This window comes from Candidatus Thermoplasmatota archaeon, assembly GCA_022848865.1.
In the GTDB taxonomy this organism is placed as follows: Archaea; Thermoplasmatota; Thermoplasmata; order RBG-16-68-12; family JAGMCJ01; genus JAGMCJ01.
Window position 1 is genome coordinate 1 of record JAJISE010000014.1, and the last position, 23,162, is coordinate 23,162.

Sequence of the window (23,162 nt, forward strand, 5' to 3'; positions counted from 1 at the left end):
GTCCAGATGGCGTCTTCGCGGCGGCAAGGCTCGTGACCATGGTCGCTCGCAGACCGCTGTCGGAGCTGGTCGAGAGCATCCCGAGATACCCCCTCATCGAAGAATCGGTCTCTTTCGCACAGTCAAGAAAGCGTGACATCCTCTCCAAGCTGAAGGAGGAGGTCGAGGGCGTCGAGTGCGCGTCGCTGAACACCATCGACGGTTGGCGGCTCGAGTTCGAGGACGGATGGGTCCTGGTCCGGCCGAGCGGCACGGAGCCGAAGATAAGAATCACAGCAGAAGCCAGGGAAGATGAGAGAGCAAAAGAAATATACAACTCGATGATTTCTCTCGTAGAGGAAGTGGTCGCTTGAAGGCGTACATTCTGGCTGCAGGTGAGGGCACGAGAATGAGGCCCCTCACGGCGAACATCCCAAAACCCCTGTTGCCCGTGGCGGGAAAGCCATTCATCGTTCACACGATCGGGGCGCTCAAGAAGGCAGGAATCAAGGAGGCTACGATTCTCATCGGTTGGCGGGGAATGCGGGTTAGGGAATTCCTCAAGGACGGAAAGGACCTCGGCATCAAAATAACGTACGAAGAGCAGGAAAAGAGGCTCGGAACCGCCCACGCCATTGGGCTCGCCAAGAAGCACATGAAGAGCAAGTTCTTGGCCCTCAACGGGGACATAATCCTCCCGCCGAAGTCGCTCAAGGCCCTTATGGAGTTCTCCCGAGGGAAAGGAAACGTCGTGGGCCTCACGAGCGTGGAGGATCCCAGCAATTTCGGGGTAGTGGACCTGAAGGGAGACATCATCCAGGGGATAGAGGAGAAGCCCGCTAGGCCGAAGTCCAAGCTCATCAACGCCGGGGCCTATGTCTTCCAGCCAGCGATCTTCGATGCGATATCCAAGACGAAGAAATCTCCCCGAGGGGAGTATGAGATAACGGATTCTCTGAAGATACTCATGAAGAAGAAGGTGTACGGCTTCCCCCTCCCCGGTGACTGGATCGATGTTGGGAGACCATGGGACCTTCTCAAAGCAAACGGCATCCTCATGAAGGATACGAGGTCAAAGACCGAGGGAAAGGTGGACAGGAACGTCGTCATTGAGGGGCAGGTCCTGATTGGCAAGGGAACCAGGGTGAGGAGCGGAACTACGATCCTGGGACCCGTAGTGATAGGAAGGGATTGCAGCATCGGCCCGAACTCCTTCATCCGAGGAAGCAGCTACGTCGGTGACAGATGCAAGGTTGGGGCCAGTTCTGAAGTGAAGAACTCGATAATCATGAACGAGACACACATCCCCCATCACAACTACGTCGGCGACAGCATCATCGGGGAGAGATGCAATCTGGGCTCAGGCACGAAGATAGCCAATCTCCGATTGGACGAGGGCACCATCAGAATATTCGTGAAGGGGGAGAAGGTGGATACCGGTCTGAGGAAGCTCGGCGTGATAATGGGTGACGACGTCAAGACCGGGATAAACGCCTCTATCGATTCTGGAACGATAATCGGCGAAGACTCCTACATAGGTCCTGGAGCCCTCGCTGGAGGCTTCATATCTTCGGACAGCAGGATACACTGAGGGCAATGAAAGTTCTGCAGGTCGCTCCGTATTTCCACCCACATATCGGGGGAGTCGAGTCACATGTTCTTGACCTCTCCAGAAAGCTCGTTGAGCTCGGTCTCGAGGTCGAGATCGTCACCAGCATGTATGAGAAGATGAAGGACAAAGAGAGCGTCTTCGGACTGGACGTTGTACGGCTGAAGCCCGCTGCCTTGTGGTGGAAAACGCCGGTCACATTCAAGCTGCGGGCGTACGTCTCCTCGAGCGATGCCGACATAGTCCATGCCCACAGCCCTCCTCCTCTGGACTCCTACTTCGCCGCGAGAGCGTGCAAGTCCTCCCAGAAACCCTTTGTCATCACCTACCATTGTGACCTAGAGATCCCGGGGGTGCTCGGGCCGTCTATTGTCTGGATGTACGAGAGGACCTTCGGCTCCTTCACAGTGAGCTCCGCTGACAAGATCATTGTCACCACGGGCACTTACGCGGCGACATCCAGGAGTGTTTGGAATTATCTACCAGTCGTCATCCCGAACGCGGTGGACAAACAGATGTTCAATCCATCTGTCGATGGGTCAGGGATTAGGGAAAGGCACAACATCGGAAGCGATGAGGGGATGGTGCTGTTCGTGGGGAGGCTTGTGAGCCACAAGGGGATCGAGCACCTCCTGGACGCGGCGGAGCACATCCCACATGCCAAGTTCGTCATCGTGGGAGGAGGGGAGTTCGCGGAGGACCTCAAGAGGCGACACCCCGCAGGTTCTGGTGGGAATGTGATATTCACCGGAAGGGTCCCGTACGCCGATCTTCCGAAGTACTACGCGGCCTGCGACATCTCCGTACTTCCCTCCGTTTCCAGGCTGGAGGCGTTCGGCATTGCCGCGCTCGAGGGAATGGCCTCTGGAAGACCCGTGGTCGTCAGTGACATTCCAGGTGTCAGGGAAGTGATAACAGACGGGGAGGATGGGTTGCTGTGCGAGCCGATGAACCCCGAGGATCTGGCCCAGAAGATCACTACCCTCCTTGAGAACGATGCGAGGCGCGAGAGTATGGGATCGAAGGGCAGAGAGAAGGTCGAGAAGTACTTCAACATCGAGAGGGTCGCCAAGAATCTGGTAGAGGTCTATGACTCACTTGTCTAGTCGACTACTTCCAGATTGATGGGCTCCCCGTACAGATCAAAGGCCCGCCAGGAATCCTTGTTGAAAGGGACGCCAGTTATTATATGGATGTACCCGAACCTCTGGAAGAAAGCTATGTCCGCTCCGGAGGGGCTTATGCTTCCTGATGGATGGGAGTGCGCCGTCCCGACAACCGTGAAATCAATGGGGAGCATGTGCAACTGGAATATGGCCGACCTCGAGCCAGATATGGTTCCGGGGAGCAGCATGATCTCCGTGACGACTCCCTCCTCCGCCCTGAGGATGGCCCCGAACTCGTTTGGATGGACATCCCTCGAAGCCTCAAGAATCATCTCAATGGTCTCTCTCTTGATCGCCCTAGCCCTCTTCCTTTTGAGCGGCATCACTGCACCATCAGCTTCTCTCTGATTCTTTCGTAGAAGTCCTCGTGGAAGCGTACGAACCTGGCCTTGTTCTCCGATACCCCAATCCTGACCTCCTCATCACCGTTCAGGTCGAACTCCACTTGACCATCGAGGACCAGCTTGCACGGTTTGGGCTCGGGGATGCGCAGCGAGACCTCGCTCTGAGCGGGGACTATTAGCGGTCTGACGGAGAGTTTGAACGGGGCGATGGGAACCACGACGATCGCCTCGACCCTCGGGTCAATGATGGGTCCACCAGCGCTCATTGCGTAGCAGGTGGAACCTGTGGGGGTGGCGATAATGACCGCGTCCGCCCTGATGTTCTCGGCGGGCTGTCCATCGATTTCTATCGAAAAGGTCCGCATCTTCGCAATGTGCGCCGTGTTCAGAACCGCTTCGTTCGTGCAGTCCGGAACGCGTTCTCCATTGACCTGGGTCTTCAGCTTCAACCTCTCGTCGATCTCGTAGTCCCCATTGACTATCTTGTCAAGCCCCTTCTCGATTTCATCCACACGAACCTCTGTCAGGAATCCCAGGACACCGGCGTTGATGCCGAATATCGGAGAGGAATTCCTCTGAAGCGTGGAGAGAATGGTCCCGTCCCCGCCGATTGCGACCACGACATCCGCATCTATCTCCTCCAAGGGAGAACCTTCCCGCCCGATCTTCTTCGCCAGACCCACGTCCAACAGTACATCGTGCTCCGGCTCTAGATAATCCAGGACGCGTTTCGACAAAGCGATTCTCCGCTCGATCTCAGGATTGCATGAAACACCAAACCTCATCCCAGAACCTCCAACACATTCTCATCTCCTATGACCATGAGATTCGACCTTGACGAGATGTCGAAGTCCATCTCCAGTCTCCGGCCCTCCAGATCGAGGACCTCCCCGCCAGCTTCTCTAACGATGAGCGCGCCCGCCGCGATATCGATTATCCTCAGCATGGCGCTGCAATCCACGTAGTACAGGTCGGCTTGGCCGCTGGCGATGTAGCACATCTCAAGGGAAGCGGCTCCAAAGGAGCGTGCACGTCTGGCCTTCGCCGCTATCTCAAACGAGCGGGGATGGGCGAGTTTCCCGATGTAGACTATGAAGAGGGACTTATCCGGGTCGAAACCCGCCGTCCTGATTCTCTCGCCATTCAGGAACGCACCCTTGCCCTTCTCAGCATAGTACGCATCGTCACCCGTCAGGCTTCTCACGAGTCCGTACCTCACATCGGAGAGACAGCTCTCGCCAACAGCCATGGAGATCGAATAGAACGGCGTACCCTGCAGGGCGTTGAACGTTCCATCCACCGGGTCGAGAACGAGGGTCATGTCGGCCCCGTTGTCGACGAATTCCGACTCCTCGCTCAGTATGTTCAGGGGGACATTCTCCCGCTGGACCTTCTCAATGACCACCCTCTCGGCGATCTCATCTATCCCGGACGTGGGCGTCCCGTCCGCACCCATTCCAATTTGCCTCGAGAAATCCGCTCCTGAGGATGACCTTAGTGTCCTGTAGACCTCCTCGGCTGTCTCGAAAAGGAACTCCTTCACATTCTCTGTAATCGATTCCATCCTTAAATCATTAGTCCTGCAACCGAGCGGCACGCAGCTTTTTGACTCAGGTCAACGCCGGGTTGCGTTTCATTAGGTTTATATAGAAGAACAAACATAGCAACCTGGAAATCATCTAGAATGGGGTGAGAAATAATGATGACAGGAACTACACCAGTGCTGGTGTTGAAAGAAGGAACAAGAAGAGAAAGGGGAAAGGGAGCTCAGCTCAACAACATCGCCGCTGCCAAAGCTGTGGCGGATGCAGTCCGCTCAAGTCTAGGCCCGCGGGGGATGGACAAGATGCTCGTGGACGGCATGGGCGACGTCGTCATCACCAACGACGGTGTGACGATACTGAAGGAGATCGACATCGAGCACCCGGCGGCCAAGATGCTCGTGGAAGTGGCGAAGACGCAGGACCAAGAAGTCGGAGATGGGACCACGACCGCAGTGATTCTGGCGGGCGAGCTGCTGAAGAAGTCAGAGGACATGATTGACCAGAACGTCCACCCGACCATAATCGCTGGAGGATACAGGATAGCCGCGGACAAGTCGGTCGAGGCCCTCTCCAAGATCGCGGAGAAGATCGACATCAAGGACAAGAAGCAACTGAGAGAGATCGCGGCCACGGCGATGATTAGCAAGAGCGTTGGGTCACACCGAGATATGCTTGCCGACATCGCTGTCAAGGCGGTCACGATGGTCGCAGAGAAGACAGAGGACGGAAGATGGGTGATAGACGATGACAACATCCAGATCACCAAGAAGCAGGGCGCCGGGATCGCCGATTCAGAGCTGATTCCCGGGATAATCGTCGACAAGGAGAGGGTTCATCCCGGCATGCCGAGGAGCGTGAAGAAAGCGAAGATCGCGCTGCTCGATTCAGCGATGGAAGTCAAGAAGACGGAGATTGACGCGAAGATTGAGATCACCGATCCGTCGCAACTCCAGGCATTCCTGAATGAAGAGGAGAAGATGCTGAAGGGCATGGTGGCCAGGGTCAGGAAGTCCGGAGCGAATGTCCTCTTCTGTCAGAAGGGCATCGATGACCTTGTCCAGCACTACCTGTCCAAAGAGGGGATATACACTCTGCGCAGGGTCAAGAAGTCGGACATGGAGAAACTCGCCAAGGCGACCGGTGCAACAATCGTCTCGAAAATCGATGAGCTCAGAAAGGGAGATCTTGGCTCGGCGAGCGAGGTCTACGAGAATAAGATAGGCGACGATGAGATGACCTTCGTGACCGGATGCCGGAACCCGAAGGCGGTATCTGTCCTTCTCCGAGGCGGGACCGAACACGTCGTCGATGAGCTTGACAGGTCCTTCGAGGATGCCATTAGCGTCGTCGGAGTGGCGATTGAGGACGGGAAGATGGTAACGGGCGGAGGTTCTGCGGCGACCGAGATTGCGCTTGCACTGAGGGAATACGCGGCCTCCGTAGGCGGAAGGGAGCAGATTGCAATTGACGCCTTTGCCGATGCGATTGAGGTAATTCCGAGGACGCTCGCCGAAAACGCAGGTATGGACCCGATAGACACTCTGATCGACATGAGGAAGGAGCATAAGAAGGGAAAGAAGACATTCGGAGTGAACGTCTTCACAGGAAAACTCGCCGATATGCGAAAGGGAAACGTCATAGAGCCGATTCGCGTCGGAACTCAGGCGATCCAGTCAGCGACTGATGCCGCTGTGATGATCCTGAGGATTGATGACGTCATCGCATCGAAGGGAACCGGGGCCTCCATGCCGGGAGGACCAGGCGGAGAGGACGACGAGTACTAGCCCCGCTGCGTACCTTTCACTGGCTCGAAAACTAGAAGGAGCAGCCTAGATGCCAAGCCCGGCTGAGAAGTCCAAGCAGCAGAGTACGAGAGTGCTGCAGTCGAAGATTACCAAGCTCAAGAGGGACCTCAAGAAGCAGACGGAAGATGCCGAGGAATCGCAGTCGAAACTCGTCTATCTCCAGGCCGAGTTCGAGAACCTCAAGAAGCGAGGCGACAGGGAGAAAGAGGAGTTCACGAGACATGCGAACAGACAGCTCTTCGAGAAGCTTCTGCCAGTACTGGATGACCTGGACTCCGCCATCAGCTCTATGGATGAGTGCGACACTGAGTCAGCTCAGGGGATCGGAATGATAAGAACCAACTTTCTCGACTTGCTCAAGAGCGAAGGCCTGGAAGAGATGGAGTGTTTGGGAGAAGCCGTGGACCCGTACAAGCACGAGGTCGTTCACACAGTGTCGGACGATTCCGCGGAGGACAATACCGTGGCAGAGGTTGTCCAGAAAGGGTACGTTCACGGTCACAGGGTGATTAGGCCGTCAAAGGTCATTGCCGTTAAGAACACGGGGGAATGAGATGGCGAAGATAATTGGTGTTGATTTAGGGACAACAAATTCCGAAGCAGCATATCTGGAAGCGGGAAGACCGAAGATCATCCCCAGCGCTGAGGGGAGCACTTTCGGAGGGAAGATGTTCCCTTCCGTTGTGGCCTTCACTGAGGATGGCGAGAGAATAATCGGGGAACCCGCGAAGAGACAAGCGGTTCTCAATCCAGAACGCACGGTGATGAGAATAAAGAGGAAGATGGGAACCGACCACAAGATCAAGATCGACGATAAGGAATTCACGCCGCAACAGATCTCGGCGATGATTCTCCAGAAAATCAAGACGGACGCTGAGGCTTTCCTCGGGGAAGAGGTGAAACAGGCAGTCATAACCGTCCCCGCGTACTTCAACGACAACCAGAGGACCGCCACAAAGGACGCTGGTGAGATCGCGGGCCTGGAGGTTTTGCGACTGATTAACGAACCCACCGCCGCCTCTCTTGCCTACGGCCTCGACAAGGCCGGTGAGCAGAAGCTCCTCGTTCTCGACCTGGGAGGAGGAACGTTCGACGTGACCGTGATGGAGATCGGCGATGGAGTCTTTGAGGTCGTGTCCACAAGCGGAGACACTCAACTCGGTGGCACAGACATGGATGACGAGATCATCGATTGGGTTCTCGACAGCTTCAAGAAGCAGGAAGGCATCGATCTCTCAGAGGACAGAAACGCACGGCAGAGAGCCCGTGACGCGTGTGAGAGGGCCAAGATCGAGCTGAGCAGCACTCTCACGACGACGATCAACCTCCCTTTTATCGCTCAGAAGGACGATAAACCCAGGCATCTGGAGATCAAGCTCACAAGGGCGAAGCTGGAAGAGCTCGTGGAACCTGTCCTGAAGAGGTGCGAAGCTCCCATTCGACAGGTTCTGAAGGATGCGAAGCTTGATCCGGGAGACATTGGAAAGATTATCCTTGTGGGTGGTCCGACGAGAATGCCCGTTGTTCGCGAGCGGTTCGAGAAGATTCTGGGCAAGAAGGCGGAAAGAGGTGTGGACCCCATGCAGTGCGTTGCGATGGGCGCGGCCATTCAGGCAGGGATCCTCGCGGGCGAGGTCAAGGACCTGGTTCTGCTCGATGTCACTCCTCTCTCACTCGGACTTGAGACGCTCGGAGCGGTCACGACCCGCCTGGTGGAGAGGAACACAACGATTCCGACCAAGAAAACGCAGATATTCACGACGGCTGCTGACGGACAGACCAGCGTCGAAATCCACGTTCTTCAAGGTGAGAGGGAAATGGCCGCCGACAACACAACCCTCGGGAGATTTCACCTCATCGGCATCCCGCCGGCTCCGAGAGGCATCCCTCAGGTAGAGGTCTCATTCGACATCGACGCAAACGGCATACTCAACGTCTCGGCGAAGGATCTCGGAACCGGGAAGGAACAGCAGATAACCATAACCGCATCTACGAAGCTCTCGCAGGAAAAGATAGACGAGGCGACGAAGGAGGCCGAGAAGTACGGCGAGGAGGATGCGAAGAAGAGGGCGGCCGTAGAGGCCAGGAACCAAGCCGATTCCCTCGTGTATGCCACGGAAAAGACCCTCAAGGAGATGGGTGACAAGCTGAGTGATGGCACCAAGAACGCGGTCCAAGCCGCCGTGGACGACCTCAAGAAGGCCCTCGAAGGCGACGACGTCTCGGAGATAAAGGCCAAGACAGAGAAGCTCATCGAAGAGTCACAGAAGATCGGGTCGGAGATTTACCAGCAGGCGCAGGCACAGCAAACCGCCGCTCAAACCCCATCGGCAGAGGAAGAGAAGAAGGAAGACAAGGACAACGTGGTGGACGCTGACTACAAGGTCGTCGACGAAGACTAAGGTTTAATACTCAGCCCTTTTCTTATGCCTACTGTGGCCAAGCGGGACTACTACGAAGTGCTTGGAGTTGACAAGACGGCCTCTGAGCAGGAGATCAAGAAGGCCTACAGGGGCCTCGCGAAGAAGCACCATCCGGACCTCAATAAGGATGATACGAAGGCCGCGGAAGAGAAGTTCAAGGAGATATCCGAAGCCTATGAGGTTCTAGCGGACGTGGAGAAAAGACTGGCGTACGATCGATTCGGGTTCTCTGGGGTCAAGTCACAATTCGGAAGAGGCGGGTTCACCTGGTCCGACTTCACTCACCACCGCGACATAGAGGACATATTCGGGAGGGACATCTTCAGGGACCTCTTTGGGGAGGGCATTTTCGACGGTCTCTTTGGCGGTCGGAGAGCGAGGAGAGGCCCGCGAAGGGGTCACGACCTCAGGATGGATGTGGAGACCGACCTGAAGGACGTGGTGAGCGGCGTGAGAATGAACCTGAAAGTACCCCACTCAACGAGGTGCAAAGAGTGCAGCGGGACCGGCGCGGAGGGGGGGAAGACAGTCACCTGCGCCCAATGCAGCGGGGCGGGCCAGATACGCAATGTCTCCCGGCAGGGATTCAGCCAGTTCATACGGATCACGACGTGTCCCATCTGCAGGGGATCAGGTTCCACATTCGACAAGCCGTGTGAGAAGTGTGGCGGAAGAGGGTCGGTTCGGAAGACGAGCTCGATAGAGGTCAACATCCCGAAAGGAGCGTACACGGGTCTCAGGCTCAGGATACTCGAGGAAGGCGAGGCTGGAGATCCCGGGGCACCTCCAGGAGACCTCTACGTGATCGTGCATGTGAGGCCGCATGAGATATTTGAGCGGGACGGCGACAATCTCTGGATGCAGGTTCCGATAACGATTTCGCAGGCGGCTCTGGGAACGAGAATCCAGGTTCCGACGATCAATGGAAAGGCCGAGCTGAAGATCCCGAGCGGCACACAGACCCACACCACCTTTCGTCTGAAGGGAAAGGGCCTGCCCCGAATCAACGGGTTCGGGCGAGGAGACGAGATGATACAGGTGGTCGTTGCAGTCCCCGGAAAGCTCACATCAGAGCAGAGAAAGCTCCTGGAGGACTTCCAGAGGCTGACAGGAGACTATACACTGTCGAAACCTCGGAAGAATTGAACGCAGCCTCTACCAAAGGAGATGGATGTTTCCTATTCTGACGTTGGAAAGCCCACATTCCTTCGCAGCCGAGTGGTACTCATCGGCGACCTTAGGACAGTGTCTTGGATGTTGGCAGACGTTGCGATGTTCTTGCTCGTGTTCTTTATGGTTCTTGCAGCCATATTGAGAGACGACTTCCATCACTGGGTACGCGTGAGCCTCGTCGCCTTCGGGGCAGTCGTACTGCTGTATTTCCTCTCGGCAGTCTATGGGGTGGGCCCCTAGGGGATGCACAGTAACGCGAGTGATTGCCATCACTAACAAAATCGTTATCTACAGCCACAGCCATGAACCCAGACGTGCGGAAGCTCATAGGAGTCTACACAGGAGATTTCGGTGTCTTCCACAATGTTCGAGAGATCCTCAAGGCTAGAGGAATCCCCTTCGTCGGCATCTCCGTTGGCGAAGAGGTCCCGGACACCGTTGGAGTCATACTCACATCCGCAGAGGAGATGGATGACATAGACTTCGAACCCAAGGTCGCCCTCGAATCGATCGAGGAAGCGATTGGGCGGGCACTCTGCCTGCTCGCTGGAAAGACCCAGTTTGAGTGGTTGACCATAGGCATCGATCCGGGACCCATGCCAGGTCTTGCAGCCATCGGGGACGGGGAGGTCCTCGAGGCTCGCACGGTCGGGTCGCCGGAGCACGTCGCCGCACTCGTGGGGGAATTGGCACGGATATACGGACCGAGGAACCTGAGAGTCCGCATCGGGCACGGAGACCCGCTGAACAGGAACAGGATAATAAACTCCCTCCTCGACGAGGACCGCTTAGTGGAAATCGTGGACGAGAAAGGGACCACGAGGAAGACGGGAAATCCTGATCTGGAAGCCGCGAAGCAGATTGCAGCTTCGAGAGGTGACCGCGTCAGGGAGAGATTTCATCTCACTCCAACGGCTGGGCAGCTCAAGGACGTTCAGAGGCTCAGCAGGATAGCTAGCGACAACAGGATAACGATTTCGACGGATTTGGCGAGGGAAGTAGCGGTCGGGAGCATCACCCTAGCCGAGGCTCTGAAGAGGCAAGATGGGTCGAAGAAAACGTAGTGCCCATCGGGACATCCACACCTCTTCTGATACTGTCAAGATAAGCTTTATAACCAAGCTCTGTCTATCAAGAAAAGTATGCCAGAAAAGGTAATGCTGAAGGTTGCTGAGGCCCCCCAATCGGACGTTGGATTGGGAAGGGCGAGGGTCGACACTCAAATAAGAGCGGCCCTCGGCATAGACGTCGGAGAGATTGTGGAGATCGTTGGAAAGAAGAGGACAGCGGCCAAGCTCTTCCGCGTGATGCAGGAGGACGAAGGCAAGGGCATAGTCCGCATTGACGGACTGGTGCGGAAGAACGCCGGTATATCGATCGGCGACAGGGTGGAGGTTACCAAGGCGGAGGTCAAGCCCGCCGAGCGGGTGATGATCGCGCCCATAATATCCGAAGGTCACAGAATCAGCTTTGGTGAGGGAATAGAGAGCTTCGTCAAGAGGGGACTTATCAAGCGGCCCGTTACGAAGGGCGACGTCGTCATCGTCCCTGGCATTGCCCTGATGGGCGGTGCCCTTCCTTTCATGGTCGTCAAGGGCGTCCCCCGCGGTATCGTCCAGATCAGTGACGACACGTCCGTCGAAATCAAGGAGGAGCCCGTGAGCGAAGCGGATATGGTCGCCCCCACCGTCAATTACGATGACATAGGCGGGCTCGGGGAGGAGCTCCTGAGGGTCAGGGAGATGATCGAGCTCCCGCTGAAGCACGCCGAGCTCTTCGAGAGGCTCGGGATCGACCCGCCAAAAGGGGTCCTTCTCTACGGGCCACCCGGAACGGGAAAGACGATGATCGCGAAAGCCGTGGCCAACGAGGCCGGCGCCTACTTCTCCTCGATTCAGGGTCCGGAGATAATGTCGAAGTACTACGGTCAGAGCGAGGAGAGGCTGAGAGAGAAGTTCGAGGAAGCGGAGAAGAACGCGCCCTCGGTCCTTTTCATCGACGAGCTCGACTCGATCGCACCGAAGCGGGAAGAGGTCACGGGCGAGGTCGAGAGGAGAGTCGTCGCTCAGTTGCTCACGCTGATGGACGGTCTGAGCGGTAGAGGGAACGTCATAGTCATTGGAGCCACGAACAGAGAGGAAGCAATCGACCCAGCGCTGAGGAGACCCGGCAGGTTCGACAGAGAGATCGAGATCGGTGTCCCGGACAGAGAGGGCAGGAAGGAGATCCTGCTGATCCACACTCGAGGCATGCCAATAGAGGGCTCGGACGAGGAAAGAGATGAGATCCTCACGGGACTGGCGGACATCACCTATGGGTTCGTTGGAGCCGACCTTGCGGCCCTAGCGAGAGAGGCGGCGATGAAGGCTCTTCGCAGATATCTCCCTGAGATCGACCTGGAGAAGCCCATCCCTTCCGAGATTCTGGAGAAGATGAGGGTCATGAAGGAGGATTTCAAGGAAGCGCTCAAGGAAGTGGAACCCAGCGCCATGAGAGAAGTGCTCGTTGAGATCCCCAGGGTCTCTTGGGATGACGTCGGCGGTCTGGTCGACGTCAAGAAGGTCCTCAAGGAGACGATAGAGCTCCCGCTCAAGGACCCCGAGGCGTTCAAGCGGATGGGGATAACCCCGCCTCGCGGCATCCTTCTGTACGGACCGCCTGGCTGTGGCAAGACCCTACTAGCGAAGGCCGTCGCAAACGAATCCAAGGCCAACTTCATATCGATCAAGGGCCCCGAGGTCATGTCGAAATGGGTGGGAGAGAGCGAGAAGGCGGTCAGGCAGATATTCAAGAAGGCGAAGCAGGTCGCTCCCGCGATCGTCTTCCTCGACGAGATCGATGCGATTGCCCCGCGGAGAGGATCCTCCACGGGAGATTCCGGCGTAACGGAGAGGCTCGTCAATCAGCTACTCACGTCGATAGACGGTCTGGAGTCTCTCGAGGGCGTTGTCATCGTCGCGGCAACGAACAGACCTGACATAGTGGACCCGGCACTGCTTCGGGCGGGGAGGTTCGGAAAGCTCGTGCTCATCCCTGTCCCGGACAGAGACGCGCGGCTCGAGATATTCAATGTCCACACGCGGGAAATGCCGTTGAAGGATGTGAATCTGGAGGAACTGGCCGATCGAACGGAGAGCTTCTCAGGGGCAGACATCGAGTCCCTGTGCCAAGAGGCGGGATTGAGTACTCTGAGGAAAGACCCGGACGCATCGGAAGTGACGATGGAGGAGTTCGAGGAGGCCCTGATGCACGTGCACCCTTCGATCGACAAGGAGACCATGGAATTCTACAAGATGATAGGAGAGGTCATCGAAAAGGGGACCATTACGAAGAAGGAAAGGCAGGACGCTCAGTCCATGTTCCGCTAGCTGTCTTCCGACGTTGGCCATCCTCTAATGCTAAATATTAGAAGGTAGATATAGGACAGGCTTAGGCCCAAGGAGGTATGGGATGAAGAGATTTGCAACAGAGCTGAGGGGAAAGACCGTTATGACGAACGATGGCCAGATCCTCGGCATGATAGAGAATTTTATTGTCGATACAAAGACGGGGAAGTTGCACGATGTTCTCGTGATTCCAGCTGAGGAGATTGAGACCCGCCTCTTCAAGACGGATCCGCAGGGGAGAATCATACTGCCCTTTACCGGCATGAAGGCTATCAAAGACGTCGTCGTGATGGACGTCGAGTAGCTATCCTGGCCGCCCGAGGAACGCTTCCACTACTTCTTTTCTATCTTCAACCTGAACTCTCAGTATCGCCTCTATCGTCGCGGCGACTGACCAGCTCTCGATGATCAGTTCCGGTGATTTCTGGAAGGTCCATTCCACCGAGCCCACTCTCATCCTATTTCAGCGTCTCCTTGACTTTCGTGGTAAGGTCAGAGATGTCCATTCCGGTCAGTGCCTTTATGAGCACAGGCGCCTGAGCGGCTATGTCGACGACGCTGCCAACGAGATCCGAAGGGCCTCTGCTGCCCATGATTATGATCTTCTCAGTGTTCTCGAGAGGTCTAGCCGCCTCAGCGACGATCTCAGGCAGCTTCTCCACTATCAGCTCCGTGACGGCAGCTCGCCCGTACTGTTCCCAAGCCTGAGCCTTCTTGGCCATCGCCTCCGCCTCGGCGAGTCCCTTTGCGCGTATGGCATATGCCTCGGCCTCACCCTTTAGCCTGATTATGTCTGCCTCGGCCGTTCCTTCCTGGCGGATCTTCTCTGCCTGTCCGAGCGCGACCTTGGAGAGTCGCTCCTTCTCGCCCTCCGCGATGAGTATGAGCTTCTGCTTCTCACCCTCGGATGTGATTATCGCCCTCCTCTTCTCGCCGTCTGCCTCTGCTGCCACTGCATCTGCACGAGCCCTTGCGGGAACCACTTGCTCCGCGGTCTGCTCCTGCTCCCTTCTCCGGACCTCCTGCATCATGACCTCGACCTGCTTCTCCTTGTCCTTGATGTCGACTATCCTCTCCTCCACGACGAGCTCCTGCCTCCTGGTGGCGTCCTGTATCGAGAACGATATCTCTCTGTTGGCTCTCTCCCTTTCAACCTCCGCCTCCGCCTTCTGGCGGGTGATATCCCTGTCCCTGTGGTAGATCGCAACCTTGGCTTCCGCACCGGCATTCGCCTGCTCACCTTCCATCGCTGCTTTGGCTTCCTGGATGGTCGCCTCCCTGTTCGCATTGGCCTTGCCTACGCGCGCATCTCTCTTGACCTCTTCCGTCTTCTTCACACCTAGCGCGTCAAGGTAGCCGTGCTCATCCTCGAGATCCCTGATTACAAAGGAGCGGATGTCGATTCCCATGTTCTTCAGATCCGCGGCAGCCATGGTCTGAATCTGGCTCGATATCGCGTCTCTGTCACTGTTGATTAGTTCCACAGTGAGAGTCGCACAGACACCTCTGACGTGTCCCTCGAGAGTCTTCATGGCTATCTCGTTGATCTCCGAGTCTGACTTGTGCAGAAGATGCTCAGCGGCTGTATCCATGGTTGCCGGATCGCTCGAAACCTTGACCTGCGCAACCGTCTTGATGTTGACCTTTGCGCCGCTCCGCGCAACGTCTGTCACAATGTCGTTCACGTTGACATCGAGGGTTCGGACATCGAGCGGAAGGAACTCATAGGACTCAATGATGGGCACTATGAATTTCGCCCCGCCTGAAATCACCTGGTATCCCTTCTTGCCAATCTGCTTCCTCCCATACACGACCATGGCCCTGTCTGGCGGGACCTTCTTGTATCTCCAAGAATAGAGAAGGATGGGTGCGAAGACCCCCGCTAGTATGGCCAGTACCGCTATCAGCAATATTACTTCTTCTTCCATCTACAAACCTCCCCGTTTCATCATCTCTTGACTCTTACGCTGTGACCCACCACCGCCTCGATTGTCACTGCGGCGTCCGTGGGAATGGCCTCATCGGCAATGGCGGGCAATAGTGTTCGGCCTCTCTCGGCTGTCACCACAACGACCTGACCAGTTCTTCCGGGTTTGATCGCCACCGAGACAATCCCCTTCTCTCCCACAAGGTCCTTTGGATGCACGACGGTCGTTGTCTGAGTCTTCACGAATACCCTCACGACGACCACGTACATGATGCCCGCCGTCATCACGCTCACCATCATTGCTATGAACGGGATGATGAAGGAGTCCCAACCCTGCTGCTCGAGCACCGCGCCGACGCCTCCGAATGTCGTTCCGAAGGCGAGCACGATCGGAAGGCTCAGCGGACTGATACCCGCTCCCGTGAAGTCGCCGTGCCCCACATCCCCCTCGAACCCTCCAAGGTCAAGGTCAGGGCCTTCGACATCGAAGTCCCCGCCAGCATCGAAGTCTCCTCCCGTGAACCCGCCCATTGCCACAGTTACGATTAGCAGGATCGCGCATATTATTGCAATCAACAGATAGATGCTTATGCCGTCCACGAAACCACCTCATTACTCCAGAAAGTCCTCCAGTCTCTTACCCGTCTCCTTCCAATCGGTCGTAATTCTCTTCTGTGCCTCTTTCTTTGGAAGCCTCAAAGCCTCATACTCGTGATCCTCTGACGCCCCTTGCTCCTCGGTGCGGTCCATTCCCCCCGAGCCTTCGGGGAGTCTCAATCCACAATGGCTGCAGTAGGTGTCGGAACCCGTGATCGGATATCCGCAGTAGTGACAGAACCTCCGCCTGACCTTCGCCTTCTTCTTGGGCTTCTTGGTCGCCTTCTTCTTCGGTTCCGTCTCAAAGACGGCGTCACATTCGTCACATTCCGTGGCCATAGGATTGACCAACGCTCCGCAGGATGAGCAGACATAGCCGCGGAAAATGATTCCTCTCTTCCCGAAACCGAGATCTCTGTTGAGGTCGAAGCCCAGATCCCTGTCAAGGTCGAAATGCAGGTCCCTGTCAAGATCGAAATGAAGATCTCTATCGTAGTCGAAATGTAGATTGCGGTCCAGATCGAAATTGAGCAGCTTCGTGTCATCCCCCCTAACTGGATGCGATTTTTCAAATGAGCTACAGGAATATAAGCGTTGCGGGGAGTTCAGATGACACTCTCTGACATTTTATATATCTCTCCCCGCATACAGCTTTTCATCCCTATCAACTCGAGGAGGGTGGGTTTTGTCTGATGAGCAGAAAGATGCGATATTGAAGAGAATGGAAGACGAGAGCGTCAAGTTCGTCCTAATCCAGTTCATGGACATTCTGGGAATCGTCAAGAGCATCACTCTCCCAGGCAACCAGCTTGAGAGAGCCCTGGACAACGGCGTCGTCTTCGATGGGTCCTCCATTGTCGGGTATGCCACAATCGAGGAATCGGACATGAGAGCCCTTCCCGATCCCTCCACATTCCGCATACTGCCTTGGACGTCAGGAGACACGAAGTGCGCGGGCATCGTGTGCAACATACACGAGGCGAGTGGCGACAGGTTCAGCGGTGATCCGCGATACGTGCTCGAGATGATGATGGAAAAGGCGGCCGAAGACGGACACATTTTCAACACGGGTCCAGAGTACGAGTTCTTCCTCTTCAAGATAGATGAGAACGGAAACCCAACAACAACCCCCGGTGATGCTGGCGGATACTTCGACCTTCTCCCTCTCGATGAGGGCGATATGGTCCGGAAGAAGACCACTCACCTTCTGAATGCGCTCGGTTACGAAGTCGAAGCCTCGCATCACGAGGTCGCTCCTGGTCAGCACGAGATAGACCTGAGGTACACCGACGCGATGACCTCGGCCGACAGGGTCCTGACCCTCAAGAACGCGATCAGGACGGTGGCCCTCGAGCACAGGCTTCACGCCACGTTCATGCCAAAGCCGATATTCGGAATCAACGGAAGTGGGATGCACACACATCAGTCCCTGATAACGAAGGACGGAGAGAACGCGTTCTACGACCCCGATGGTGAGTACGAGCTCAGCGACACCGCCCGCTGGTTTCTCGGCGGGGCTCTTGCTCATGCGCGGGAGACGTGCGCGATTCTCGCCTCCTGGACGAACTCCTACAAGAGGCTCGTTCCAGGATACGAGGCCCCCGTTCACGTGTCGTGGGCGAACCGGAACCGGAGCGCACTCATACGCGTCCCACCAGACAGGGAGATGAAAACGAGGATAGAAGTCAGGAATCCCGACCCCGCGGGCAACCCATATCTGCAGTACGCGGTCATGCTCGCGGCGGGCCTTCACGGTATCGAGAAGAAGATCGAACCCCCCGGTCCCGTTGAGGTGGACATTTACAGGCTTCCCTCCAAGGAGAGGCAGAGACTCGGCATTGGCTCCCTGCCCGCGAACCTGGAGGAAGCACTCGACGAACTCGAGGGTAGCGACCTGATGAGGGAGACGCTCGGTGCGCACATAATGACGCATTTCCTGTACATCAAAAGAGGTGAATGGGACAAGTACAGGACGCAGGTCACCGAGTGGGAGACAGAGAACTTCCTCAGGATCCTCTGATCTCAAGTGCCATCTGCTTCGGTCTGTCTATCCTCTAGTTGTATACATCTGTCCGAATTACGCAGGCGAGGGTTTTTCCAGCCCGCCTGGCGGGAGTATCCTGAGAACCTCTTCGATCGGAACATTGTAGTGCTCACTCAAGTCTTTGGCGACCTTGTTCGCGCTCTCCTTTCCGGGTGTGAAAATGAAGACGGACTCCGAGTGGTGCTTGACAGCCTCTGGCGGCCCGCAAACGATCTTCCTGGCTCCTTCGTAGCTGATCTCTCCCACGGCAACCTCGAGCGGGAGCTTGTGAACGTAGTTCCTCCTGCCCCTGATCATGAACCCTCCTCTCGGTAGATACTCCCCGCTCTCGGCTCGCTTACTCACCTGTTCAGGGTTCACCCAGTAGGCGGACCCGGACGCCAGGCCCTTTGACCACGCCTTCGAGAAGCTGAGAGCGAACTGACACGTCTCCCTGAGCGTATCCTCGCCCGCCTCGGAACCCTTTTTCACGACAATGCTCGGCGCGCCCGACATGTCTGCGTGCGCGTACCTGTCCCCCGGCTCGAGATGCTTCTTGACGACCTTCTCATTGCTCTTCGCGTCTCTCCCGCCAAGGACAAGGAATCCCTCACTGGACAAGAACCATCGGAACCTGTCCACCCACAACCTCTTCGTCGGCTCGCGCTTCTCGACCTCTTTCACCCTCTTCTTCTCGGCGAGCTCCAGTTCTCTCCCTGTCTCCTCGATCCTCAGTCTGAGGCTCTGGATCTTTGATTTAGCGGTCTTCTCCCTCACATAGTATCGCTGGGCATTGGCGTTCAGATCCTCTTGGTAGTGAATCTCGATTTCCCTGTCCTCCACTCTGATCACTGCTGCCTTCTTCTTCGGATCTCTCGACAAGAGCTCGACCCCGTCCGGAGCCTCCTCTGAACGCAGGGTCTGGATGGTCGCATCCACCAACTCATAATGGGTGTAAATGAACTCCGCAATCTCATGAGATTCCACGGCCTTCTCCTGGTTCTTCTGCAGAGCCTCTTCCTGTTGCGCTCTCCTTCTTTCGAGTTTCGCGATCCGCTCATCCTTCTTGACCTCCTTGGGCTGGCCTGCAAGGTGCTCCGAAATGGCCTGACTGAAGGTCTCTCGCTCTTCCTGCCTCAGATTCTCGTACTTCTTGAGCCTGACCGGAACAACGTCCGCAGGAACGCCCTCCTCGAAGACGATCCTCGGAGCGGGGTGCGAGATCTCATCCAGAAGCTCACTGAGGGCGGCAAGCAAGGGGTCCGCTGTCTCCTTCTCGAGATCTTTGGCGGGAGCACTCTTGTCCACGCCCGTGCGATGGCACAGCTCCTCCGCATACACACCTCCCAGATTCAGGTCGACCGCCAAGGCTCTGACCAAGTCCTTCTCGGAGGATGTGATAATCGAGAGGATCTCCTCCTGGCTCAACCTCGGGACGTCCGTTCTCTCGGGGGGGAAGCTGTACTCTCTGTGGGCTCGCATTTCCCTCCCGCTCCAGGACTTCGAGTGCAGAGGTTGCAGGATCATTCCGTCCTTGATGAGAACAACATTGCCCTTGCCGAACATCTCCAGGACCAGTTGGAACTCGCCCCTCCTGTCGATCACGAACTCGACTATCCTGTCGAACTTGCGCTGTTGGATCCGGATGATCTTCCCGTTGATGAGGTATTTCCTCAGGAACATACCGTATGACAGGGTCTTTCCAGGAGGCTCGGCGGCGGGATCCAAGTAAATCCATTTCCCCAATTCAACGATCAAGTTCTCCTTGCCGTTGCCCGGGATGTTGAACCTGAAGTGCAGACGATTCGTCTGGGGCTGGTAGATCTTTTCGACATAGCTGCCGATGAGCTTCTGGAGCTCAGCAGACATGGCCATAATGTCGAAGCTGGTCATCTCCTTCTTCATTGTCGCTCAAAACGTGGAACACCTACTTAAACATCGCAATCGTTAATAACTCAAACAAGATAGTGGAACTCGCGCCGTTGTGGCTTAGTGGTATAGCGACACCTTGGTAAGGTGTAGGTCGGGGGTTCGACCCCCCCCAACGGCTTTTCGCTATCCGAGAGAGAATCTCTCGAACCTCTCGCGGGGAGCCTTGCAGATCGGGCATACGTTCGGCGGGTACTTCCTGGCACACAGATAGCCACAGACAGAGCACCTCCACACTTGAACGTCCCCCGCGGACGCCGTCTTGAACTCGGCCATCGACATCTCCCCCTTCTCCAGCAGCTCGGTAGCCTTCTCCGCCTCCTCAGTCGCCTCGATTGGTCGCCTCTCTGGGACAGGGTCTACCTCCATCCCTTCGTAGACCTTCTTCGATACGAACAGGGCACAGAAGCAGGCACCGAATTCGGCAACATCAGCGTCCCTGTACTCACAAGGGCATACTATGTCGGCATCGTAGGACTCTATCCCGCTGGCGACTCGACAGGGGCAGGAGCCATATCCGTATCTCTCCTCGTTCGTCACCAAACCGCTCATGAGCTCGTCCAAGAACCCCTTGTCCGGGTTCAGGAAGCACGAAGTCTCTTCGGCGTCTCTCTGCATCCTTGCCAGCATTCCCTCACTCAAACGCCAAGCACCTCTTCTATCCTCTCTTCCCGATAGCCGATGACGACCGTATCGCCATCTACCACGAGAGTTGGATACGAGCATCGAGGATTGTACTTGATCAGTTCCATCCTTAGTCTCTTCCTCTCCTCTCTGGACTGCAGATCCACATCCACGTAGTCGTAGGCCACGTCGTGTTTCTTGAGTAGCGCCTTGACCTTCCTGCAGAAAGGGCATGTGCTGAGCGCGTAGAGTTTCACATCGCGATTCTCGTTGGCTCCATCGATATGTTCCATGCAATCACTCTAAAACCATGTCGATATAAATGGCTTTAGCTTGCGCCGCGCGCTCCTGAATGGGACGTTGACACTTTCACCCGGCTCCCAAACCAAGCTTTTTATGACGGGAGGACGTACATAAATCGTGGAGCTCAGAACGATTGCGAGGTTTCCCTTTCTCGAGCATGCATCAGAGTTCATCAGGAGCGAGGGGCCGACCCTGGAGGAGCTTCTGCTGCACCCGGCATACGAGGAGGTCAGGCGGGACGGAATGAGCAGGGTGAGAAGGGCGCTCGAAGAAGGCCGGATCCCTGATGGTGAGACGAACACCGAGGCGGACTCCCTTCGAGAGCTTCTCTCCTATCCCATCGCGAGAATGATCGTCTCTGGCGTCGGCGATGCCTATCTCATACGAAGGTACTCGCTAGCAGAGGCAGAAAAGGCCAGAAGGAACATGACATCCGAAGACAACGACTTCATCTCACATGTGGCGAAGGACCTTGGAATGGATTTCAGGATGGACGGGCTTGTCCTCCTCCACTTCGCCGACTATCTGAGGTACTCCGTGCAGATGAAGAGCAAGGACTGGAAGCTTGTCAATCAGCGCCTTGCTGAGGGATACGTCAGGCTGGGCCGCGACAGATTCGTCAGGGTCCTCCAGGAGGCCATCCAGAGGAGGATGGAGTCCGAGCTCCCCCTCGCCGTCAATGACCAGATACTCGGTGCCCTTGAGGACAAGATAGGGGAGATAGGCAAACTCACGGAGGAGAAGAAGGAGCAGTACAAGGTCGAGGACATGGGGAGGATCAGGATCACGCGGGTCCCCCCGTGCATGCGCGACCTCATACGGGCCATCCAGGTGGGAAAGCACATCCCCCACACGGGAAGGTTCGCCTTGACCGCCTTTCTGCACAACATCGGTCTCTCATCCGCTGACATATTCAGACTCTACTCGCTCTCTCCTGATTTCCAGGAAGGCAAGACCAAGTACCAGATCGGGCACATAAGCGGCGAGATCTCCGGAACAGAGTATACGCCTCCGGAATGCAGCACGATGCAGTCGTACGGTCTCTGCCCGGGTCCAGACGACCTCTGCAAGAGGATAAAGCATCCCTTGAACTACTACCGCATCAAGGGTAAGAAGAGGGGCTAGATCTTCCTCCAGGCCAGGACGGCCCGCTGAATCGCCGTGGCGTGGCCGAGCACTCCGATGACGATCATCGTGTATTCCAGTACCGTGAAGTCGAAGTAGCCCTCGATCCCTATTCCGTGGACTCCCGTTATCATGAAGACCATCTGGAGAATGATGGCGACCATGAGTATGACAAGCCTGTCAGCCCTCCCCATCATTCCTGCGTATATCCTTCCCGTGCCCGTCGCCTCCGCTTGCGTGCCTACGTAGCTCGTCATGAGCACGCCGAGGAGGGCGAAGAACCCCAGGAGCCAGTTGCAGTATGGCGAGAGCATGATCCCGCCGATGATGAAGATGTCCGCATATCTGTCCAGCAAGTGATCGAGGAAGTCCCCCCGCTTGGATTCCTTCTTCCAGAGCTTCGCGACCCGCCCATCCAGCGCATCGAGGAGGGCATTCAGGGAAAGGAACACGAGGGCCAAGAAGAGATAGACGGGGCGCATGCTCTCCGGTTCGTGCATGAAGAAGAACGCTCCCGCAAAGACGGCGCAGAGGAAAGCGTATACCGTTATCGTGTTGGGGCTGACGTTCTCCATCCTTCTAGCCAACGGAAGGAGGAGGAAATCCGCCTTGTCCCTCTTGGCGTCTAGTACCAACTCAGAATCACCTCGCTCCAGTCAACGCTTCCTGCCCGCATGTCCGAGGCCTTCCCATCGACCACGCTCAGGATGTCTTCTGTGACACGCTTTGGCTCCTTCTCCGTCGTGTCGACCTCAAAGGTCTCTGGATGGTTCTCGAGCGATTCCACGAGTATCACATCGATGGCCTCCGCCTCCACGTTCTCCGCGATTTTCCGTTCGTTCCAGCCCAAGGAGGCGAGCCTCTGCCTGAGCACGTCGGGATGGCATCTCAGGACGATCGAAATGTCAACGTCAAGGAGGTGAGAGAGATGTCCGTCGAGGAACACGAGGCCATTCTGGAGGGACTTGACAAACTCGTTCAGCCTGTCCGTGTCGATTATCGTGGCTTCCCTGGTGTCATCTCTTCCCAGAACGAGGCCTCTCTCTTCGGCCTCCCTGTTGAGGGCGAGCACTCTATGCCCTCTCTCAGCGAGCGTTCGGCACGCCGAGCTCTTGCCTACACCAGGGGTGCCCGTGATTGCCACCAACACGCGTGATGGATTGACTCCAGCAATATATTTATTGCGGAAAAAAAGAAAAGGAAGG

The 23,162-nt window shown here is 56.4% G+C and carries 25 protein-coding genes and 1 tRNA gene; 14 read left to right on the plus strand and 12 right to left on the minus strand.

Annotated elements, in window-relative coordinates:
• The 3 genes from LN415_04015 to LN415_04025 all read left to right on the plus strand — a co-directional run.
• Positions 1 to 353 (plus strand): phosphoglucosamine mutase (locus LN415_04015; GenBank protein ID MCJ2556256.1); only part of this gene is annotated, 353 nt, incomplete at its 5' end.
• Positions 350 to 1,570 (plus strand): NTP transferase domain-containing protein, encoded by a 1,221-nt coding sequence (locus tag LN415_04020; protein ID MCJ2556257.1) that lies wholly within the window; start codon positions 350 to 352, stop codon positions 1,568 to 1,570. The genes LN415_04015 and LN415_04020, both read left to right, overlap by 4 nt.
• Positions 1,571 to 1,575: 5 nt before the next feature.
• Complete coding sequence (locus LN415_04025; GenBank protein ID MCJ2556258.1) at positions 1,576 to 2,694, plus strand: glycosyltransferase family 4 protein; 1,119 nt, start codon at positions 1,576 to 1,578, stop codon at positions 2,692 to 2,694.
• Here LN415_04025 and LN415_04030 read toward each other — a convergent pair.
• Genes LN415_04030 through LN415_04040 form a run of 3 tightly spaced genes read right to left on the minus strand, consistent with a single transcriptional unit; the run spans position 2,691 to position 4,662 of the window.
• On the minus strand, positions 2,691 to 3,077 hold the full coding sequence (locus LN415_04030; protein ID MCJ2556259.1) for a Mov34/MPN/PAD-1 family protein: 387 nt from the start codon (positions 3,075 to 3,077) through the stop codon (positions 2,691 to 2,693). The genes LN415_04025 and LN415_04030 overlap by 4 nt on opposite strands.
• Positions 3,077 to 3,883 (minus strand): NAD(+)/NADH kinase, encoded by an 807-nt coding sequence (locus LN415_04035; GenBank protein ID MCJ2556260.1) that lies wholly within the window; start codon positions 3,881 to 3,883, stop codon positions 3,077 to 3,079. Before LN415_04035 ends, LN415_04030 begins: the two co-directional genes overlap by 1 nt.
• Complete coding sequence (locus LN415_04040) at positions 3,880 to 4,662, minus strand: inositol monophosphatase (GenBank protein ID MCJ2556261.1); 783 nt, start codon at positions 4,660 to 4,662, stop codon at positions 3,880 to 3,882. The genes LN415_04035 and LN415_04040 overlap by 4 nt, the downstream gene beginning before the upstream one ends.
• Positions 4,663 to 4,797: 135 nt before the next feature.
• On the opposite strand from LN415_04040, the gene LN415_04045 reads away from it, so the two are divergent.
• The 8 genes from LN415_04045 to LN415_04080 all read left to right on the plus strand — a co-directional run bounded on the left by LN415_04045 (position 4,798) and on the right by LN415_04080 (position 13,733).
• Positions 4,798 to 6,426, plus strand: a complete 1,629-nt coding sequence (locus LN415_04045) for a TCP-1/cpn60 chaperonin family protein (protein MCJ2556262.1) — start codon at positions 4,798 to 4,800, stop codon at positions 6,424 to 6,426.
• A gap of 49 nt (positions 6,427 to 6,475) precedes the next feature.
• The gene (locus LN415_04050; GenBank protein MCJ2556263.1) at positions 6,476 to 7,000 is read left to right on the plus strand and encodes a nucleotide exchange factor GrpE; all 525 of its coding nucleotides are present in this window, start codon (positions 6,476 to 6,478) and stop codon (positions 6,998 to 7,000) included.
• Position 7,001: 1 nt separating this feature from the next.
• Positions 7,002 to 8,849 carry a molecular chaperone DnaK gene (gene dnaK, locus LN415_04055; protein ID MCJ2556264.1) on the plus strand — a complete coding sequence of 616 codons (1,848 nt, stop codon included), beginning with the start codon at positions 7,002 to 7,004 and terminating at the stop codon, positions 8,847 to 8,849.
• 24 nt (positions 8,850 to 8,873) lie between these two features.
• Complete coding sequence (gene dnaJ / locus LN415_04060; protein ID MCJ2556265.1) at positions 8,874 to 10,016, plus strand: molecular chaperone DnaJ; 1,143 nt, start codon at positions 8,874 to 8,876, stop codon at positions 10,014 to 10,016.
• 108 nt (positions 10,017 to 10,124) lie between these two features.
• A complete protein-coding gene (locus LN415_04065) occupies positions 10,125 to 10,283 on the plus strand; it encodes a hypothetical protein (protein MCJ2556266.1) in 159 nt (52 codons plus the stop codon).
• A 62-nt stretch (positions 10,284 to 10,345) separates the two neighbouring features.
• A complete protein-coding gene (locus tag LN415_04070) occupies positions 10,346 to 11,107 on the plus strand; it encodes a hypothetical protein (GenBank protein MCJ2556267.1) in 762 nt (253 codons plus the stop codon).
• Positions 11,108 to 11,185: 78 nt separating this feature from the next.
• On the plus strand, positions 11,186 to 13,411 hold the full coding sequence (locus LN415_04075; GenBank protein ID MCJ2556268.1) for a CDC48 family AAA ATPase: 2,226 nt from the start codon (positions 11,186 to 11,188) through the stop codon (positions 13,409 to 13,411).
• Between the two features lie 82 nt (positions 13,412 to 13,493).
• On the plus strand, positions 13,494 to 13,733 hold the full coding sequence (locus tag LN415_04080) for a PRC-barrel domain-containing protein (protein MCJ2556269.1): 240 nt from the start codon (positions 13,494 to 13,496) through the stop codon (positions 13,731 to 13,733).
• Here the strand turns inward: LN415_04080 and LN415_04085 are convergent, their stop codons facing one another.
• The 4 genes from LN415_04085 to LN415_04100 are packed head-to-tail and all read right to left on the minus strand — an operon-like array spanning position 13,734 to position 16,292.
• Positions 13,734 to 13,886 (minus strand): hypothetical protein, encoded by a 153-nt coding sequence (locus LN415_04085; GenBank protein MCJ2556270.1) that lies wholly within the window; start codon positions 13,884 to 13,886, stop codon positions 13,734 to 13,736.
• Position 13,887: 1 nt separating this feature from the next.
• Positions 13,888 to 15,357, minus strand: a complete 1,470-nt coding sequence (locus LN415_04090) for a hypothetical protein (GenBank protein ID MCJ2556271.1) — start codon at positions 15,355 to 15,357, stop codon at positions 13,888 to 13,890.
• A 20-nt stretch (positions 15,358 to 15,377) separates the two neighbouring features.
• Positions 15,378 to 15,956: a hypothetical protein gene (locus LN415_04095; protein ID MCJ2556272.1), complete on the minus strand. Its 579-nt coding sequence runs from the start codon at positions 15,954 to 15,956 to the stop codon at positions 15,378 to 15,380.
• Positions 15,957 to 15,968: 12 nt separating this feature from the next.
• Positions 15,969 to 16,292 (minus strand): hypothetical protein, encoded by a 324-nt coding sequence (locus LN415_04100; GenBank protein MCJ2556273.1) that lies wholly within the window; start codon positions 16,290 to 16,292, stop codon positions 15,969 to 15,971.
• A 346-nt stretch (positions 16,293 to 16,638) separates the two neighbouring features.
• Here LN415_04100 and glnA point away from each other — a divergent pair, with 346 nt between their 5' ends.
• On the plus strand, positions 16,639 to 17,973 hold the full coding sequence (glnA, locus tag LN415_04105) for a type I glutamate--ammonia ligase (protein ID MCJ2556274.1): 1,335 nt from the start codon (positions 16,639 to 16,641) through the stop codon (positions 17,971 to 17,973).
• A 57-nt stretch (positions 17,974 to 18,030) separates the two neighbouring features.
• On the opposite strand, the gene LN415_04110 is transcribed toward glnA, so the two are convergent.
• Complete coding sequence (locus LN415_04110) at positions 18,031 to 19,881, minus strand: NFACT family protein (GenBank protein MCJ2556275.1); 1,851 nt, start codon at positions 19,879 to 19,881, stop codon at positions 18,031 to 18,033.
• A gap of 73 nt (positions 19,882 to 19,954) precedes the next feature.
• On the opposite strand from LN415_04110, the gene LN415_04115 reads away from it, so the two are divergent.
• Positions 19,955 to 20,026, plus strand: a tRNA-Thr gene (locus LN415_04115).
• A 5-nt stretch (positions 20,027 to 20,031) separates the two neighbouring features.
• Here LN415_04115 and LN415_04120 read toward each other — a convergent pair.
• Together LN415_04120 and LN415_04125 are read right to left on the minus strand one after the other, a co-directional pair.
• The gene (locus tag LN415_04120) at positions 20,032 to 20,547 is read right to left on the minus strand and encodes a ferredoxin:glutaredoxin reductase (protein MCJ2556276.1); all 516 of its coding nucleotides are present in this window, start codon (positions 20,545 to 20,547) and stop codon (positions 20,032 to 20,034) included.
• Positions 20,544 to 20,822, minus strand: coding sequence for a glutaredoxin family protein (locus LN415_04125; protein MCJ2556277.1), 279 nt, complete (start codon positions 20,820 to 20,822; stop codon positions 20,544 to 20,546). The genes LN415_04120 and LN415_04125 overlap by 4 nt, the downstream gene beginning before the upstream one ends.
• A gap of 127 nt (positions 20,823 to 20,949) precedes the next feature.
• Here LN415_04125 and LN415_04130 point away from each other — a divergent pair, with 127 nt between their 5' ends.
• On the plus strand, positions 20,950 to 21,957 hold the full coding sequence (locus LN415_04130) for a DNA primase large subunit PriL (GenBank protein MCJ2556278.1): 1,008 nt from the start codon (positions 20,950 to 20,952) through the stop codon (positions 21,955 to 21,957).
• Here the strand turns inward: LN415_04130 and LN415_04135 are convergent.
• Positions 21,954 to 22,592: a CDP-alcohol phosphatidyltransferase family protein gene (locus LN415_04135; protein MCJ2556279.1), complete on the minus strand. Its 639-nt coding sequence runs from the start codon at positions 22,590 to 22,592 to the stop codon at positions 21,954 to 21,956. The two genes, LN415_04130 and LN415_04135, sit on opposite strands and share 4 nt — an antisense overlap.
• Positions 22,583 to 23,107, minus strand: coding sequence for an adenylate kinase family protein (locus tag LN415_04140; protein MCJ2556280.1), 525 nt, complete (start codon positions 23,105 to 23,107; stop codon positions 22,583 to 22,585). The genes LN415_04135 and LN415_04140 overlap by 10 nt, the downstream gene beginning before the upstream one ends.
• Positions 23,108 to 23,162 lie beyond the last annotated feature (55 nt).

Bases quoted from the DNA above. Each gene is read 5' to 3' on its own strand.
- LN415_04125 (MCJ2556277.1), bottom strand. From the start codon at position 20,822: ATGGAACATATCGATGGAGCCAACGAGAATCGCGATGTGAAACTCTAC.
- LN415_04050 (MCJ2556263.1), top strand. From the start codon at position 6,476: ATGCCAAGCCCGGCTGAGAAGTCCAAGCAGCAGAGTACGAGAGTGCTG.
- LN415_04100 (MCJ2556273.1), bottom strand. From the start codon at position 16,292: ATGGCCACGGAATGTGACGAATGTGACGCCGTCTTTGAGACGGAACCG.
- LN415_04065 (MCJ2556266.1), top strand. From the start codon at position 10,125: ATGTTGGCAGACGTTGCGATGTTCTTGCTCGTGTTCTTTATGGTTCTT.
- LN415_04085 (MCJ2556270.1), bottom strand. From the start codon at position 13,886: ATGAGAGTGGGCTCGGTGGAATGGACCTTCCAGAAATCACCGGAACTG.
- LN415_04030 (MCJ2556259.1), bottom strand. From the start codon at position 3,077: ATGCCGCTCAAAAGGAAGAGGGCTAGGGCGATCAAGAGAGAGACCATT.
- LN415_04045 (MCJ2556262.1), top strand. From the start codon at position 4,798: ATGATGACAGGAACTACACCAGTGCTGGTGTTGAAAGAAGGAACAAGA.
- LN415_04070 (MCJ2556267.1), top strand. From the start codon at position 10,346: ATGAACCCAGACGTGCGGAAGCTCATAGGAGTCTACACAGGAGATTTC.
- LN415_04110 (MCJ2556275.1), bottom strand. From the start codon at position 19,881: ATGAAGAAGGAGATGACCAGCTTCGACATTATGGCCATGTCTGCTGAG.
- LN415_04035 (MCJ2556260.1), bottom strand. From the start codon at position 3,883: ATGAGGTTTGGTGTTTCATGCAATCCTGAGATCGAGCGGAGAATCGCT.
- dnaK (MCJ2556264.1), top strand. From the start codon at position 7,002: ATGGCGAAGATAATTGGTGTTGATTTAGGGACAACAAATTCCGAAGCA.
- dnaJ (MCJ2556265.1), top strand. From the start codon at position 8,874: ATGCCTACTGTGGCCAAGCGGGACTACTACGAAGTGCTTGGAGTTGAC.
- LN415_04025 (MCJ2556258.1), top strand. From the start codon at position 1,576: ATGAAAGTTCTGCAGGTCGCTCCGTATTTCCACCCACATATCGGGGGA.
- LN415_04040 (MCJ2556261.1), bottom strand. From the start codon at position 4,662: ATGGAATCGATTACAGAGAATGTGAAGGAGTTCCTTTTCGAGACAGCC.
- LN415_04075 (MCJ2556268.1), top strand. From the start codon at position 11,186: ATGCCAGAAAAGGTAATGCTGAAGGTTGCTGAGGCCCCCCAATCGGAC.
- LN415_04080 (MCJ2556269.1), top strand. From the start codon at position 13,494: ATGAAGAGATTTGCAACAGAGCTGAGGGGAAAGACCGTTATGACGAAC.
- LN415_04090 (MCJ2556271.1), bottom strand. From the start codon at position 15,357: ATGGAAGAAGAAGTAATATTGCTGATAGCGGTACTGGCCATACTAGCG.